Below are 15,630 nucleotides of genomic sequence, written 5' to 3' on the forward strand. Positions count from 1 at the left end.
CATTAGCGCACAAACAAAAACCCCGTCCGACGCGGACGGGGTCCCTGAAATTCAGCCGGAGGGTGTCAGTTCTTGCCCTGCTTGGCCTTGTCCTGCTCTTCCTTCAGCTTCTTGGCGAAGTCCTCGTTGTTCTTGGCCACGAAATCCTGAAGCTTTTTCTGGCGATCCTGGAGGTCCGACTCTTTCAGCGGCGGACCGTCGAAAGCGCCGGTGAAACCCGCCAGCGAGATGTCGATCGGATTCGGCTGGTTCTGGAAGTTGATGGAAGTAAGCGTCAGCTTCTGGCCCTTCTTGAACGAGGCCACGAGCGCATCGGTGAGCTGCGCTTCAGCCACGCAGCGATCGGGGAAGCAGATCACGTAGTCGAGCTTCTGCGCCTTCCCGCCGTCAACCTGAACGCCGACGCCGGGCGGGATCATGCGTCCGGTCGGGACGGTCACCTGGAAGACCTTGCGGTTCACCTTGCCCTTGATGTCGATCATGCTGATGCCGGTCATCAACTGGCCGGTATCGGCCATGATGATGTTCTGCACGTTGCAGATATCGACATCCTGCTGCTTGGAACAGGCCTTGAACCAGCCGCGCGGAGGCTGGTTCGGCGCGTCCTGGGCTTGGGCGGCAGGCGCGAAGGCGACCATCGCGGCAGCCAGCCCGGCCGCCGCAACCGTCAGTCGACCCGCTTGGTTGGTGTGGCGTGTCATCGTATGGAAAATCCTCTTGGAGAGTGCCCCGTCTACGGCCTTTCGACCGAAATTCCCCCGCTTCCTGTTGGCGAAATGAGGCAACAGAATGACTGGTCGGGGCGTGTTACACTGCAATGACGATCAAATCCAGTGTTCGAGGCAGAGAAACGCTCGGGACCGCTACGTCTCTTGCCCGATGGATGAGGAAAGGCCGGCTGGGCGGAGGGAAAGCGTGGAAAGAACCACGCCGGTCGCCTCCTTGACCCGCTTACCTGGCTGACTTTCCGCATTTTCTTCTTCCTCATTTCTCCATGCCTTCCGCGCTTCGTCCATAATCCCCGTCAGTTCCTCCCATCGGGAACACCGATCATGACGGTGATTGCGTGGGGAGGAGCCGGCGCCTCCGCCGTGATGCCGACGTGGCATCACGGCCGGGGAGGTTCCGTCTGGAGGTTCCCCTGGGGGCACTATGACCCCTGCGTGCCGGTAGAAGGCACACAGACCCGAGGCAGAAGAGCGCTTCGGGAGCAGCGGAACAGGTGGGAACAGAAATCGCCGGCGGGGCGCGATTGTCGCGCCACCTGTTTTAATTCGGAAGGCACGGCCTCGTGCCCCGCTTCCCGACTTTCAGTAACCAGGGCCGGAAGGCAGCGTGGCGAGGACGGAGCGTGCACGATGATAGATACGGAAAGATCATAAGGGGCGGAGGACAGGAAAGGATGTCCACAACAGCAATGAGCTTCAGGCAAGGACACTCCGCCCTCCATGCCCCACCTTACCTGACATGATAAGGTCCGGAACGAATCAACTCGCGCGCAATCTCCCGGAGAACCGCAATGCGCTGCCTGCTACGCGCGACGCTTCTCGCTCTCGCCCTTGTTGTTCCGTCGACCACGAGCGCCGTCGCGCAACCATCCTACGCCATCGCCATGCACGGCGACCCGGCGCTGCCGGAGAATTTCACGCATTTTCCCTACGCCGACCCCGACGCGCCCAAGGGCGGTCGCATCGACTATGGCGCCCCCGGCACCTTCGACAGCGTCAATCCCTTCATCGTCGAGGGCACCGCCGCACGCGGTATTGTGGACCTGCAGTACGGCTACAATGTCTATGACAGCCTGATGCAGCGCTCCTATGACGAGCCGTTCACGCTCTATCCGCTCGTCGCCAAGAGCGTCGAGACGGACGACGCCCGCAGCTATGTCGAATTCACGCTCGACGAGCGGGCGCGCTTTTCCGACGGCACGCCGGTCACGCCGGAAGACGTGCTCTTCACGGTCAAGCTTCTCGGCGAAAAGGGCTATCCGCGCTACGGCGTCACGCTGAAAAAGGTCGCGAAGATGGAACAGGTGGGCGAACACGGCGTGCGCTTCACCTTCAAGCAGCCCGACCGCGAACTGCCGCTCATCCTCGGGCTGATGCCGGTCCTGCCGAAGCACGCGACCGACGCCGATAATTTCGACAAATCGACGCTGAAGCCGATGATCGGCAGCGGCCCCTATGTCTACGGCTCCATTCGCCCCGGCGAGGCGATCGTACTGAAGCGCAACCCGGACTATTGGGCCAAGGATATCCCCTCCAAGGTCGGTTTCGACAACTTCAACGAGATCCGTATCGACTATTTCCGCGACGAAAACGCGATGTTCCAGGCCTTCCGCAAAGGGCTCGTCAACGTCCGTGTCGAGGGCGATCCACTCAAATGGAAAGAGGATTACGATTTCCCCGCCGTCAAGGACGGCCGCATCGTACGGGACACATTCGAGACCGGCCTTCCCTCCGGCATGCTCGGCTTCGTGATGAATACACGGCGAGAAGTGTTCAAGAACAAGCAGGTACGCGAGGCGCTTGCGGGCCTTTTCGACTTCGAATGGGCGAACCGCAATCTGTTCGCCGGCGCTTATGAACGAACGAAAAGCTATTTCGACGGCTCGGTGCTGGCTTCCGACGGTGTTCCCGCGAGCCCGGCGGAGCGCGCGCTCCTGAAGCTCTACCCTGAAGCCGTCACGCCCGAAATCATGGAGGGCAAATGGTCGCCGCCGGCCTCGGACGGCAGCGGCCATGACCGGGCGTTCCTGCGCAAAGGCTACGACACGCTGACGGCGGCCGGCTACAGGCTCGACGGTCACCGCATGGTCGGGCCGGATGGCAAGCCGCTGACCTTCGAGATCCTGCTCAACGGCAATACGGGCGACCAGATCGCCATGGTCTGGCAGCGGACGCTCGCCAAGCTCGGCATCGAGGCGTCGATCCGCAGCGCCGATACCGCGCAATATCAGCAGCGCATATCGACCTACGATTTCGACGTCATCCTGCAGAACTATCCGTCGTCGCTCTCGCCCGGAACCGAGCAGGTCGGGCGCTGGGGATCGGCCTCGCGCGATCTCGACGGGACCTACAATTTCGCCGGCGTCGCCGATCCGGCCGTGGACGGGTTGATCGGCGACCTCCTCGAAGCCCGTACAGAAGATCAGTTCGTCACCGCTGTCCGCGCCTTCGACCGGGTGCTTCTGAGCGGCTTCTACGTCGCGCCGCTCTATCATCCGCCGGCACAATGGGTTGCCCGCTGGAAGGATTACGAGCATCCTGAAAAGACATCCCTATATGGCTACCAGTTCCCGACATGGTGGAAGCGTCGATAGGAAGGTCAGACAATGAATGCCGGCAAGGAAATCACCATCGATGTCGTCTCCGACGCGGTCTGCCCCTGGTGCTTCGTCGGGCAGAAGCGGCTCGACAAGGCCGTCGCGTCGTTGCCGGACATCGATGTTTCCATAAGCTGGCGGCCGTTCCAGCTCGACCCGACCATTCCGCCCGAGGGCACGGACCGCAAGGAATATATGTGGGCGAAATTCGGCGACGGCGACCACTTGCAGCAAATTCACGCCAGGCTTGAGGAAACGGGAAAAGCCGAAGGCATCGCCTTCGATTTCGATGCCATCAAAATCTCGCCCAACACGCTCGACGCACACCGGCTGATCCGCTGGGCGGCCAGCGCCGGCGACGCTATCCAGGGCAAGGTGGCTCGCCGGCTGTTCCAGCTTTATTTCGAAGAAGGCCAGAATATCGGCGATCATCAGGTATTGATCGAGGCGGCGCGCGAAAGCGGCATGGACGAAGCGGTGGCGCGCACGCTTCTAGCCACCGACGCCGACAAGGAAGAGGTCCGCACCGAGATCGCCACCGCCAGTCGCATGGGCATCACCGGCGTGCCGTGCTTCCTCATCGAGGGGCGCTATGCCGTGATGGGCGCGCAGGAGACGGCGGCACTCGCCGACGCCATCCGCAAAGTGTCCGAAGCCAAGGAACGCGGTGAACTGGACAGCGCGGCGGGGTAAGGACCGGCTGCTTCTTCCCTACGCCGCGACTTTCTCGGCCAGCCGAGCCAGTTGCGTCACCACGACCGCCGAACCGGAGAGCCGCTTTTCCGCCGTCGGCCAGTCGCGCACGAGGACGACGCTCTGGTCGGGCCGGATCTTCGCCAGCGAGCCCTGCTCGCCGATGAAGCGCACCAGCGCCACCGGATCAGAAAATTCCTTGTTGCGAAAATGGACGACCACGCCCTTCGGCCCGGCATCGAGCTTCTCGATATTGGCGCGATGGCAGAGGATCTTGATGTAGACGATCTTCAGGAGGTGCTCGACCTCCAGCGGCAGCGAGCCGAAGCGGTCGATCAGTTCGGCGCCGAAGGCATCGATATCCTCGGTATTCTCGATCTCGGCCAGCCGCCGGTAGAGCGCCATGCGGAGTTGCAGGTCGGGCACGTAGCTTTCCGGGATCATCACGGCGGTGCCGATGGTGATCTGCGGCGACCAGCCGGCGCCGACCGGCTCGTCCGCGCCGCGCAGTTCGGCCACCGCCTCTTCCAGCATCTGCTGGTAGAGTTCGAAGCCGACCTCCTTGATATGGCCCGACTGCTCCTCGCCCAGAAGATTGCCGGCGCCGCGAATGTCGAGGTCGTGGCTGGCAAGCTGGAAGCCGGCGCCGAGCGTGTCAAGCGATTGCAGCACTTTCAGCCGCCGCTCCGCCATACCGGTCAGCTTGCGCCTGGCGGGCAGCGTGAACAGCGCATAGGCCCTGAGTTTCGAGCGCCCTACCCGGCCGCGAAGCTGGTAGAGCTGCGCCAGCCCGAACATGTCGGCCCGATGCACGATCAGCGTGTTGGCGGTGGGGATGTCGAGGCCGGATTCGACGATGGTGGTCGACAAAAGCACGTCGTACTGCCCGTCATAGAAGGCGTTCATGATGTCGTCGAGTTCGCCGGCCGGAAGCTGCCCATGCGCCACCGCGACCTTCAGTTCGGGCACGGAACGCGACAGGAAATCATGGACTTCCGCGAGGTCGGAAATGCGCGGCACGACATAAAAGCTCTGGCCGCCGCGATAGCGCTCGCGCAGAAGCGTCTCGCGGATCACCAGCGCGTCGAAGGGCGAGATGAAGGTGCGCACCGCCATGCGGTCCACCGGCGGCGTCGTGATGAGCGACAATTCGCGCACCCCCGTCAGCGCCAGTTGCAGCGTGCGCGGGATCGGCGTGGCGGAGAGCGTCAGCACGTGGACCTCGCTCTTCAGTTCCTTCAGCCGTTCCTTGTGCTTGACGCCGAAATGCTGCTCCTCGTCGATGACGAGAAGGCCGAGATTCCTGAAGGAAATGGACTTGCCGAGCAGGGCATGGGTGCCGACGACGATATCGACGGTGCCGTCTTCGATCCCCTTCTTGTTCTCGGCCAATTCCTTCGAGCCGACTAGGCGCGAGGCCTGGCGCACCTTCACCGGCAGGCCGGCGAAGCGTTGCGAGAAGGTCTTGAAATGCTGGCGCGCGAGCAGCGTCGTCGGCACCACCACCGCGACCTGGAACCCGTCCATGGCAGCGAGGAAGGTCGCACGCAGCGCCACTTCCGTCTTGCCGAAACCGACATCGCCGCAGATCAGCCGATCCATCGGCTTGCCGGCGGCAAGGTCGTCCTGCACCGCCTCGATCGCGGTCTGCTGGTCGTCCGTCTCGTCATAGGGGAAGCGCGCGGCGAACTCGCCGTAAAGGCCGTGCGGCGGCAGCATCTTCGGCGCGGAACGCATCTGGCGTTCAGCGGCGATATGGATAAGCTGCCCGGCGATCTCCAGAAGGCGACGCTTCAGCTTCGCCTTTCGCGACTGCCAGGCGACGCCACCCAATTTGTCGAGCATCACGCCTTCGGAATCCGAGCCGAAGCGCGACAGAAGCTCGATGTTCTCGACCGGCAGGAATAGCCGGTCGTCGCCCGCATAGAGGATCTCGAGGCAATCATGCGGCGCGCCGGCCGCCTCGATCGTGCGCAGGCCGGTGAAGCGGCCGATGCCGTGATCGGCATGCACGACGATATCGCCGACCGCGAGCGCACCGACCTCGGCGATAAAATCGGCGCCGCGCTTCCGGCGCTTGGCGCGACGGATCAGCCGGTCGCCGAGGATATCCTGCTCGGCGACCAGCACCAGCTTCTCCGTCTCGAAGCCCGATTCGACTGGCAAGACCGCGAGCCCGACCTTTTCAGGCGGCAGCTTGTCCAGCCCGGCCAGCGTTTCGACCGGGGCGACATTGCCAAGGTCATGCTCGGCCAGGATCTGCGAGAGCCGGTCGAGCGAACCCTCGCTCCAGCCGGCGACGACAACACGCTTCTTCGCGGCCCTCAGATTGCCGATATAGTCGACGGCGCGCGCAAAGACGTTGATGGACGGATTGGCGCGCTCTTCGGCGAAGGAACGCCCTGCCCTCGATCCGGCGTGAAGCACCTTGCGGTCCGATGCTTCCGGAGCATCGAACGGGCTGAATTCGACCGACAGGCGCGCCTTCAGGAAATCGGCCACCGCATCGGGAGAGAGGAAAAGCTTTTCGGGCGCAACCGGCTTGTAGGGAACCGATTCGCCGAGCGGCGAAGCCTCCGATTGTTCCCTGCGCGCCTCATAGTGATCGAGGACCAGCGCATGACGCTCGGCAAGCGCTTCATGTGCCAGATGGTCGAAGACGAACGGCGCATCCGGCAGGTAGTCGAACACCGTTTGCAGCCCGTCGTAGAAGAAAGGAAGCCAGTGCTCCATCCCGGCAAAGCGCCTTCCCTCGCTGATTGCGGCATAGAGCGCGTCGTCGCGGGACGGAGCCCCGAACGCTTCGATATACTGGCGACGGAAGCGGGCGATATTCTCTTCCGTCAGAGACACCTCGCTCATGCTTTCAAGCGCGATGCGGTCGCGCTGGCCGGTGGTGCGCTGGGAAGCTACGTCGAAGGCGCGGATCGATTCCAGCGTATCGCCGAAGAAGTCGAGCCGGAGCGCCTCGGCACTTCCGGGCGCGAAGAGATCGAGGATGCCGCCGCGCACCGCGTATTCGCCGACCTCGCGCACCGTCGAGACGCGCTCGAAGCCGTTTCGCTCCAGCCGCTCGATGAACTGGTTCATGTCGACCTGGTTGCCGGGGCGGGCGGAAAATCCCTGCGCCTCGATCGCTTCGGCGGGTGGCATCCGCTGCAGGAGCGCGTTGGCGGTGGTCAGGATCAGCGCCCGATGCGGTTTTCTGCGGAGCGCCGCCATTCGCACCATCGCCTCAAGGCGCTGTGCCGACACGCCGGCGCCAGGCGAAACGCGGTCATAAGGCAGGCAATCCCAGCCCGGCAGTTCGAGGATTGGAAGCCCCGGCGCGGCGAAGGCAAGCGCCTCGACAAGCGAAGGCAGACGCTGCCCGTCGCGGGCGACGAAGACCAGCGGCCCGTCGGGCGCCGCTTCCATGGCGGCTTCGGCAAGCGCGAAAGCCTCATAGCCGTCGGCCACGCCGTCCACGATCACGGACGCCGCGCGGTTCTTCAGCCCGATTGAATTGATCAGTGTCATAGGTGGCGTTTCAGACGAATATCGATCGCCGGCTTGCCAATATCCGCATCATGACGGGATTCCGGTAGGTTTCGGGAACGGGGCGCTCGCCGGTGACCCATCGCAAGAGATCGCCGTCCGGCACGCCGAGAAGCTCTTCATATTGGTCCAGTTCCGCATCGGTCAAGGACGCGATCTCAGCATCGGCGAAGCCGCCCAGGATAAGGTCCACCTCGCGCATGCCGCGATGCCAGGAGCGGAAAAGCGCCTTGCGCCGGCGAGGGTCGAGGTTCTGATTGGAGGGGTTTCCGGCCATAAATCCTCTTGCATAGCTCCAATATCATTGGACCTCAAACGACGGGGCCCCCGAAAGAAGGTTGCGGGGGCCCATATGACACACTCATACTATTAGACAAGGTTTCGATCCGCGCGCCTATCGAACTTGCGTTCCGTTTGGGATGTCCATCATCGTACGCGACATTTCCAATTTAGGCGTTTTGCTTTTATTATACAAGGAAGAAATGTAGTGAAATCATTGGGTTAACGGTTGACACCTGTTGCGTAAGGGCCCTTAGCCGTTACACCTTCGGTCATGCGCCCTGCCCTTCTCGATCCGCTGTTCGCGCCGGCCACTTCGCTCGAGGGCGTGGGGCCGAAGGTCGTGGCGATGCTGGAGAATATCGTGCCGGCAGACCTTGGCACGCGCGAAGCGAGGGTCGGCGATCTTCTCTTCGTCCTGCCCAATTCCGTCATCGACAGGCGCAGCCGGCCGGGCATCGCGCAAGCGGCGGAGGGGCAGATCGTGACGCTGGAATTAACGGTAGACCGCCACCAGCCGGCGCCGCGTGGCAAGCGGTCGGTGCCTTATCGCGTCTATGCGTTCGACGAGACGGGCGAGATCGCGCTGACCTTCTTCCACGCCAATGGACCATGGCTGGAAAAGATCATGCCGGTCGGCGCGGAGATCGTCGTTTCGGGGCGGATGGAATGGTTCAACGGGCGACCCTCGATGGTGCATCCGGACCACATCGCATCCGCCGAGGAAGCTGACAGCCTGCCGCTGATCGAGCCGGTCTACCCACTGACCGCCGGGCTCTCGCCGAAAACGTTGCGGCGGGCGATCGGCCAGGCGCTGGGGCGCCTGCCCGAAATGCCGGAATGGCAGGACGCGGAAATCCTCCGCCGCCAGACATTCCCGGCCTTCGATCTTGCGCTGAAGCGCATCCACAACCCGACGGACCCCATCGATGCCTCTCCGCAGAATGCCGCATGGCGGCGGCTTGCCTATGACGAGTTCCTTGCCGGCCAGGTCGCGCTGGCGCTGGTGCGCGCACGGACGCGCCGGTTGTCCGGCCGCGCTCTGCAAGGCGACGGCGCACTGGAAGCGAAGATACGCGCGGCGCTGCCCTACTCGTTGACCCGCTCCCAGGAACAGGCGCTCGCCGAAATCCACGCCGATCTTACCAAGCCGGAACGCATGCTGCGACTGCTCCAGGGCGATGTCGGCTCCGGCAAGACGGTGGTTGCACTGCTCGCCATGGCGCGGGCGGCGGAAGCCGGCGGACAGGCGGCGTTGATGGCGCCGACCGAAATCCTCGCCCGCCAGCATCTCGCCACCATCGCGCCGCTTGCCGAACAGGCCGGGCTCAAGACGGCGATCCTGACCGGGCGCGAAAAGGGCCGGGACCGGGAGACAGTGCTCTCCGGTCTCGCCGACGGGTCTATCCATTTTGTCGTCGGCACGCATGCGTTGTTCCAGGAGCACGTCGCCTTCCACGATCTTGTGCTTGCCATTATCGACGAACAGCACCGCTTCGGTGTCCACCAGCGCCTCGCCATGACCGCCAAGGGCGACGCCCCGGACATGCTGGTGATGACCGCGACGCCGATCCCACGCACGCTGGTGCTCACCGCCTTCGGCGACATGGACGTTTCGCGCCTCACCGAAAAGCCCGCCGGACGCCGACCGATCACCACCGTTACGCTGCCGTTCGAGCGTCTCAACCAACTTATCGGCCGCATCCACACAGCGATCGCCGAAGGCCAGAAAATCTACTGGATATGCCCGCTGGTCGAGGAATCCGAAGAGATCGAGTTGACCTCGGCCGAGGACCGCGCCGCCACTCTCCGCAACGAATTCGGCGATGCGGTCGGCCTGATCCATGGCCGCATGGCCGGGCGCGACAAAGACGCCGCGATGCTCGCCTTCAAGAACGGAGAGACGCGCATCCTCGTCGGCACGACGGTGATCGAGGTCGGCATCGACGTGCCGGACGCTACCATCATCGTCATCGAGCATGCGGAACGCTTCGGGCTGGCGCAGCTCCATCAATTGCGCGGCCGCGTCGGGCGTGGCGACCGCGCTTCCACCTGCGTGCTTCTCTACAAGGCGCCGCTCGGCGAGGTCGCGCGCCGCCGGCTGGAAGTCATGCGCCAGACCGAGGACGGTTTCGTCATTGCCGAGGAAGACCTGAAATTGCGCGGTGAAGGCGAGTTGCTCGGCACGCGGCAATCCGGCGCGCCGAGCTTTCTTGTCGCGCGCATCGAGGAGCATGCCGACATGCTCGAGACGGCGCGCGACGACGCGAGGCTTCTGCTTGCCCGCGACCCGGAACTCACTTCCCCGCGCGGGGAAGCGGTGCGGACGCTGCTCTACCTGTTCGGGCGCGACGATGCGGTGCGCTTGCTGCGCGCCGGCTGAGCTATTTCGGCCAATGTCGGGTTGGCGATCGTGCCGTCGATCGTCTGGCCAGCCATGGTGATGACTTTCTTCTTGTAGTCCGGCGCGACCAGCCCGGCCGAAACGATCAGCTTGGCGCCGTCCTCGATCGTCATGTCGAGGATGACGACTTCCGATTTCGGCACATACATGAGGAAGCCGGTCGTCGGGTTGGGCGTGCAAGGCATGAAGACGGCAAGCAGCGGATCGCCTTCGGGATCGAGCTTGGCGTTGATCTCCGTCTCCTTTTCCCCGGCGACGAAGACGATCGACCACACGCCCTTGCGCGGATACTCGACCATGCCGACCGTGCGGAACATGTCGCTCTTGTTCGACAGGACCGTCTCGAAGATCTGCTTCAGCGCCTTGTAGACGCCGCGCACCAGCGGCATCCGGCTCAGGAGGCGTTCGCCGAACGAGACGATGCTGCGCCCGACGATGTTCGCGGTCAGGAAGCCGATCAGCGTAATGCCGACGACGGCGACGACCAGCCCGTAGCCTGGAATATGGAACCCGAGGTAGGCATCCGGGTCATAGCGGTGCGGAATGAAGGGCCTGACCCACGAATCGACCCACCCGATCAGCGACCAGACAATGTAGATCGTGATCGCCAGTGGCGCACAGACTATGAACCCTGTGAGGAAATAATTCCTGAGACGTGTCATTCGGCCGTCAGCCCCTCCATCCGCCCGGCAATATCCTGCCGCGCAGAAACAGTCATAAGGTAGTCTATCGCGCTTGGATACACACAGAAATATGATGTGACCTATTGGCCTCGCCAGAACGGCACGGGCAGCCCGAGAGGGCTTCGATCATCATTGGCGGTCGACATGAATCGAAAAAAATGGTCGGAGCGGCGGGATTCGAACCCACGACCCCTTGACCCCCAGTCAAGTGCGCTACCGGGCTGCGCTACGCTCCGAACCGCGCAAAGCCCTATATTCTCAAGGGTTCTGACGCAAGAGGCCAAGTGGACGAAATTCGTGAAAACAGAACAAAACGTATCCCGGTGTGCCTTTCGTGGTCAAAAGTCACACCGGAAATCACACCGAATGTTCCACATCTGTTCGCCCCGTAGGTTGAGAAGGGGTAAGGAGATGGAAAAAGCCAATCCCTGGGTGAACAGGTCAATTGTATTAATCCAGGATCTGACATGAGCAGGCGGGCCAGCCCATTTGATCACGCCGAGCAAATTTGCAGGATCCGCCAAGCAATGAATGACCGCTCTGCGGAATACCGAATGCCCGTCAATCCGTTGGCTTCAGGCGGAGGAGTAAAGCAGAAATTCACTGCGACTTGAATGAACGGCGGTGGTGGGCCAAGGAACGAACCCGCTGCGCGGGATCGGTGCCAGTGGTAAGGTCCGGCGTGTGCGGGCCATCCCAGCTCCTTTCAACCAGGAGGGACCCGACGATGACCGAGACCCTTTCTGCCACTCCGATCAGCCCACTGCGCCAGCGGCTAAACCACATTACCATGCGCCATTTCGCGATGGCGACCAAGCGCAACTACATCCGCGATATCGGCCGTTTCGCCACATTCCTCGGGCGGGCGTTCGACACGGCGGTTACGGATGATCTGCGGCGGTTCCAGATCGAGCAGCGCGAGGTCGGCGTTCCCGTGCACCCGCTCTATACTAACATTGCGACCCGCACGGTGCGCACTGTGACCAGCCCGCTCGACGAGCTTGGTATCTTTACACCCGGCGAGGTCATGCGACGGCTGAGGCGTGCCTGCCTCAATCGAGGTCGCCGATATCTTTCGTGCGACCGGTCCCGCTGCCGGGCCGTTCAAGCTGGGCACCTTAGCCTTATCCAGCTAAAAATGATGTCAGTGACCGAGCACTGCCACATCACTGCGCTCGGCGGTCACGTCGAAGCCTGCGATGACTACGGCAATGGCGCTTCGCCTAGAACAGCTGCCGCAACCGCATTGTCCAAAATGCTCACCTTCTCTGGCACGATGGCGGACCTAGAGAAGAGACAGGTCTTCATGCGTGACCTGTCTCCGGTTCGGAGGAAGCGTTAGGTGGTCTCTATGCCAAGCCGCCCTTCCATCGGGCCGGAACCCGTGCTCGCCTATCTCGCCCGCTACACACACTGGGTCGCGCAACCGGCGACTCATCGGTTTCGGCACCGATCGCCAGCAAGTCATATCCTCGGACCGACGAGTTCATTCGCCGCTTCCTGCTCCACATCCGACGGCGACAGGACCGCGCCTAGCCGCTCACTATTCCGACAACACCGCATGCAGGCGCAACGAAGCGGCCTGTCCGCATCCATCCCCGTGCCTCCCGGCCGTGGTCGTACCATCGGTGACATCAGCAGAAACGCGAAATCTCCATAACCACCGGCTGTGGACCGCGGGTTCCCTCGTTGGGGACTTTCGTACGCCGGCCGGCGCTTCGAGCGCTGGCTAGTCAGAAGCAGCCATTTCGCGTCCGATTACTATGTATTTCAGTGCTGCAACTAGCGGCAATGGCGCTACCATACAGCCGACTGTCCGAATTGGCGGGCGGCCTTGTGAATATGATCGAGTTCTGCAATCCCAATCGCGTGCAAAAAAGGCAAGAGGCGCTGAAGTAGCGCCTCTAAAACGAGCAAATGCGCTAGTGAGTTAGGCAGCGACTGCCGTTCGCTTCCGCCGCCGACCAACGAACCCGAGCAACGCAACACCGGAGCCAAGAAGCACAACCCCGGCTGGGAGCGGCACGGCTGACACACTGACCGAGTCAATGTCAAAGCCGTCGCGACCAGCACCAGACGACGTATCGACGATTGCGAGGTACTTGTAGATCCCAGTAAACGCCAGTATGGCAGTAGGAAGGCTATTGTTGATGACGCCCAACAAAGCGAAGCTAGCAAGGCTGTTCGTCCCCGGATCGTACGAGGTCCCTCCCCAAACCTGAGCTGTTTCAAGATAGTCACTGCGGTTTCCATTTGTCACTTCCACCACGGCCGCAGGACCAGTGAAATCCGTACCGAATGAGAACACCGCAGAGCCGGTAAGACCAAGCGACAGAAACAGGCCGTCCGACGGCCCCAGGGCGTTGGAGGGAACCGAACGGTCGGCAGCAATGGTTCCAACCGGATTGTAATCAACAAGTGTCGCGTAAGTCGTTGAAGCACTTGCTGATGAAGCCGACGCCGCTGCGATTCCCGCAGCAATCAACAGAATTTTCAAGGCTTTCATTTCTACCCCCAAAATCGCATAACGATCAGCACTCGCGGAAAACAATAGGTGAGTAACACTTCCTTAAGGCTAATGCGAGTCCTGTTTTCAGAATGCCGAATAACGCCCACTTGACTGCCAAGTCATATTACCAATGTGCACTTTGTTCGCCGTCAGACTTTTTGAGACAATTAGCATGGTGAGCTAACGGAGGCTCTGGCCTATCAGGGTTGTCATTTTGGGCGGCCGCTTCTCGATGAAGCAAGCAAGCGTCATTGTCTGATGGTTTCGTGTTTGATGCTTTCCCTTTCCAGTGTGACGATGTCACCGCCCGAGGCAGACGTCGGCAGGAGTGAGATTGCCGCGGCTCTCATGGTAGCGGCGGTGGTTGTAGTGTTCGACGAAGGCCACGATCTGCCGCTCGAGATCACCCGGCATGTAGTTTTCCAGCAGGACGCGGTTCTTCAGCGCCTGATGCCAGCGCTCGATCTTGCCCTGGGTCTGGAGATGGCATGGAGCGCCGCGCGTATGCTTCATGCCCTTTACGGATGGCCAGGCGGCGCGATCGGACGATACGTAGAACGGAACATTGTCAGACAGGAGCCGAGGCCGCTGCACCACCTTGGCGCTGTCGCAATCGGAAGTCTGCAACGCCATGCGTGTCGGTGACATCCCTCGGCCTTCATGGTGGTGCACAGCTTCCAGGAGATGATGTAGCGGGAGAAGTCGTCGAGGGTTGTCGACAGATAGACCCTCCGCCGATGATCTTCAGATAGGTAAAATCGGTCTGCCTGCGCCGGTTCGGCGCTGTCGTCTTGTCGGGGAACTCGTCAGCGGCTTTGATGACTATGAAGGCCGAGCTGGTGGTCAGGTCATAGGCCTTGAGCAGGCGATAAACCGAGGATCCCGACACGAAGTATAGCACTCTCGCCGGTGAAGCGCATGGTCAACTCGCGGGGGGCTCAGCTCGGCCTGTCCCAGCGCCAGTTCGATGATCTGAACATGGATACCTACCAGGATGCGGCGGTTCCACACCCGGCTCGGCGCCGAGGACCGGTCCTCCAGCGCTTCGGGACCCCTTTGCGACAGCGGCCATACCAGCTGTGAAAGCCGGCGCGCAACACTCAACTGGTGGAAGGTCGGCTTCGCCGGGAGTTGTGACTGCGCGACGATCCTGACGATCTCGAGCTAATCGGATACGGGGCACTTCTTCGTCGTCCCCATCTGCGATTATGTTCTCTTTAAGCAGCAAGCAGCAGGTTCTCGAGCGTTGGATCGGCGGCGGCCTCTTTCAGGGAGCGGGACTCTCGCCGCAGCCCCTTCGCTGGTGGTCGCGGCACGGGCGGTGTCACCGGCCAGCCGACGCTTGCCGGCTTCCATGAACTCCTTCGACCAAGTGTAATACAGGCTCTGGGCGATGCCTTGGCACCGGGCGCTCGCTTCCCCTCACAAAGCACGAGATTTATAGATAGCGCCGGGGCTGGAAGCCGCTCTGCGCATAAAGCCGCAACGATAGCTTTTTATCCCGCCAGATCCCATGAAATCCCCGACAGGCCGTCGCTATAACGAAATCAGCAGCGCATCGATGCTGCAATTTCAGAGGACGACGATGATGAGTAACCGTAAGGGGAGGCCGTACGCGGCCACCAGGCTCGCGAAATATCTTCAGAAACGCATTCTGGAGCTAAGGCCGAAGAAGACCCAGACCGCGATCGCCAGCGAGGCAGGCTTCGTCAATCCGAACATGCTCGCCATGATCAAGGCCGGCACGGCCAAGTTGCCCCTCGACAGGGTATCGGCTCTAGCCACGGCTCTTACATGCGATCCCGTGATGCTCTTCCAGTTGGCGATCGAGCAACGCGGCAGCGACACGACCGAACTGGCTGTACGTCAAATCTTTGGAACCTTGGTTACCGAGAACGAAGTCGCGTGGCTCGAGGAAATCCGTCGGGCGTCCGATCACACCAATCCGAACCTGACTTCAAAGGCACGATCGGCCATTCGTGGAATCTTTGGCAAATGAGTGGCAATCAGGACTCGTTTGCCGAAGTCTGGCAGCAAATCACCCATATCCGTGACCACGAGATCACCCCTAACGAGCGGTTCTGGCTCGAGGTGATCAGGCTCGCGTCCTGAGATTCATATCCTCCGCCCACGGTCAAACAGGTGCAGAAACTTCGGATGATTTTCCGGCCCGCTAGAGAAACGATTCGATGAGCGTCAT

General features: G+C 61.8%; 10 protein-coding genes, 1 tRNA gene and 2 pseudogenes. 5 read left to right on the forward strand and 8 right to left on the reverse strand.

Annotation, left to right across the window (positions count from 1 at the left end; genetic code table 11):
* Positions 1 to 65 precede the first annotated feature (65 nt).
* Positions 66 to 701 (reverse strand): invasion associated locus B family protein, encoded by a 636-nt coding sequence (locus RBH77_RS18945; protein ID WP_311029128.1) that lies wholly within the window; start codon positions 699 to 701, stop codon positions 66 to 68.
* An 818-nt stretch (positions 702 to 1,519) separates the two neighbouring features.
* Here RBH77_RS18945 and RBH77_RS18950 point away from each other — a divergent pair.
* Both RBH77_RS18950 and RBH77_RS18955 read left to right on the forward strand, forming a co-directional pair.
* Entirely contained in the window at positions 1,520 to 3,322 is a 1,803-nt protein-coding gene (locus RBH77_RS18950; RefSeq protein WP_311029129.1) for an extracellular solute-binding protein, read from the forward strand.
* Positions 3,323 to 3,334: 12 nt separating this feature from the next.
* Positions 3,335 to 4,018 (forward strand): DsbA family oxidoreductase, encoded by a 684-nt coding sequence (locus tag RBH77_RS18955; protein ID WP_311029130.1) that lies wholly within the window; start codon positions 3,335 to 3,337, stop codon positions 4,016 to 4,018.
* A gap of 18 nt (positions 4,019 to 4,036) precedes the next feature.
* On the opposite strand, the gene mfd is transcribed toward RBH77_RS18955, so the two are convergent.
* Both mfd and RBH77_RS18965 read right to left on the reverse strand, forming a co-directional pair.
* On the reverse strand, positions 4,037 to 7,537 hold the full coding sequence (gene mfd, locus RBH77_RS18960) for a transcription-repair coupling factor (protein WP_311029131.1): 3,501 nt from the start codon (positions 7,535 to 7,537) through the stop codon (positions 4,037 to 4,039).
* 10 nt (positions 7,538 to 7,547) lie between these two features.
* Entirely contained in the window at positions 7,548 to 7,832 is a 285-nt protein-coding gene (locus tag RBH77_RS18965; protein WP_311029132.1) for a succinate dehydrogenase assembly factor 2, read from the reverse strand.
* Between the two features lie 276 nt (positions 7,833 to 8,108).
* On the opposite strand from RBH77_RS18965, the gene recG reads away from it, so the two are divergent.
* Positions 8,109 to 10,217: an ATP-dependent DNA helicase RecG gene (gene recG, locus RBH77_RS18970; RefSeq protein ID WP_311029133.1), complete on the forward strand. Its 2,109-nt coding sequence runs from the start codon at positions 8,109 to 8,111 to the stop codon at positions 10,215 to 10,217.
* On the opposite strand, the gene RBH77_RS18975 is transcribed toward recG, so the two are convergent.
* From RBH77_RS18975 to RBH77_RS24075, 3 genes are all read right to left on the reverse strand, one after another.
* On the reverse strand, positions 10,169 to 10,900 hold the full coding sequence (locus RBH77_RS18975; RefSeq protein WP_311029134.1) for a DUF502 domain-containing protein: 732 nt from the start codon (positions 10,898 to 10,900) through the stop codon (positions 10,169 to 10,171). The genes recG and RBH77_RS18975 overlap by 49 nt on opposite strands.
* A 180-nt stretch (positions 10,901 to 11,080) precedes the next feature.
* A tRNA-Pro gene (locus RBH77_RS18980) sits at positions 11,081 to 11,157 on the reverse strand.
* Between the two features lie 539 nt (positions 11,158 to 11,696).
* Complete coding sequence (locus RBH77_RS24075) at positions 11,697 to 11,861, reverse strand: hypothetical protein (RefSeq protein WP_442920457.1); 165 nt, start codon at positions 11,859 to 11,861, stop codon at positions 11,697 to 11,699.
* Positions 11,862 to 11,964: 103 nt separating this feature from the next.
* Between RBH77_RS24075 and RBH77_RS24080 the strand changes: the two are divergent.
* A pseudogene (locus RBH77_RS24080) lies at positions 11,965 to 12,145 on the forward strand (IS91 family transposase); the annotation flags it as partial.
* Positions 12,146 to 12,851: 706 nt separating this feature from the next.
* Here the strand turns inward: RBH77_RS24080 and RBH77_RS18990 are convergent.
* Both RBH77_RS18990 and RBH77_RS18995 read right to left on the reverse strand, forming a co-directional pair.
* On the reverse strand, positions 12,852 to 13,472 hold the full coding sequence (locus tag RBH77_RS18990) for a hypothetical protein (protein ID WP_311029136.1): 621 nt from the start codon (positions 13,470 to 13,472) through the stop codon (positions 12,852 to 12,854).
* A 206-nt stretch (positions 13,473 to 13,678) separates the two neighbouring features.
* Positions 13,679 to 14,837, reverse strand: a pseudogene (locus RBH77_RS18995) (DDE-type integrase/transposase/recombinase); the annotation flags it as partial.
* 106 nt (positions 14,838 to 14,943) lie between these two features.
* Between RBH77_RS18995 and RBH77_RS19000 the strand changes: the two are divergent.
* Positions 14,944 to 15,429: an XRE family transcriptional regulator gene (locus RBH77_RS19000; protein WP_311029138.1), complete on the forward strand. Its 486-nt coding sequence runs from the start codon at positions 14,944 to 14,946 to the stop codon at positions 15,427 to 15,429.
* The last annotated feature ends 201 nt before the right edge of the window (positions 15,430 to 15,630 follow it).

It is taken from the genome of Mesorhizobium koreense, assembly GCF_031656215.1.
GTDB lineage: Bacteria > Pseudomonadota > Alphaproteobacteria > Rhizobiales > Rhizobiaceae > Mesorhizobium_L > Mesorhizobium_L koreense.

Coding starts and splice junctions, on each gene's coding strand:
- RBH77_RS18945 (WP_311029128.1), bottom strand. CDS start 701: ATGACACGCCACACCAACCAAGCGGGTCGACTGACGGTTGCGGCGGCC.
- RBH77_RS18950 (WP_311029129.1), top strand. CDS start 1,520: ATGCGCTGCCTGCTACGCGCGACGCTTCTCGCTCTCGCCCTTGTTGTT.
- RBH77_RS18955 (WP_311029130.1), top strand. CDS start 3,335: ATGAATGCCGGCAAGGAAATCACCATCGATGTCGTCTCCGACGCGGTC.
- mfd (WP_311029131.1), bottom strand. CDS start 7,537: ATGACACTGATCAATTCAATCGGGCTGAAGAACCGCGCGGCGTCCGTG.
- RBH77_RS18965 (WP_311029132.1), bottom strand. CDS start 7,832: ATGGCCGGAAACCCCTCCAATCAGAACCTCGACCCTCGCCGGCGCAAG.
- recG (WP_311029133.1), top strand. CDS start 8,109: ATGCGCCCTGCCCTTCTCGATCCGCTGTTCGCGCCGGCCACTTCGCTC.
- RBH77_RS18975 (WP_311029134.1), bottom strand. CDS start 10,900: ATGACACGTCTCAGGAATTATTTCCTCACAGGGTTCATAGTCTGTGCG.
- RBH77_RS19000 (WP_311029138.1), top strand. CDS start 14,944: ATGAAATCCCCGACAGGCCGTCGCTATAACGAAATCAGCAGCGCATCG.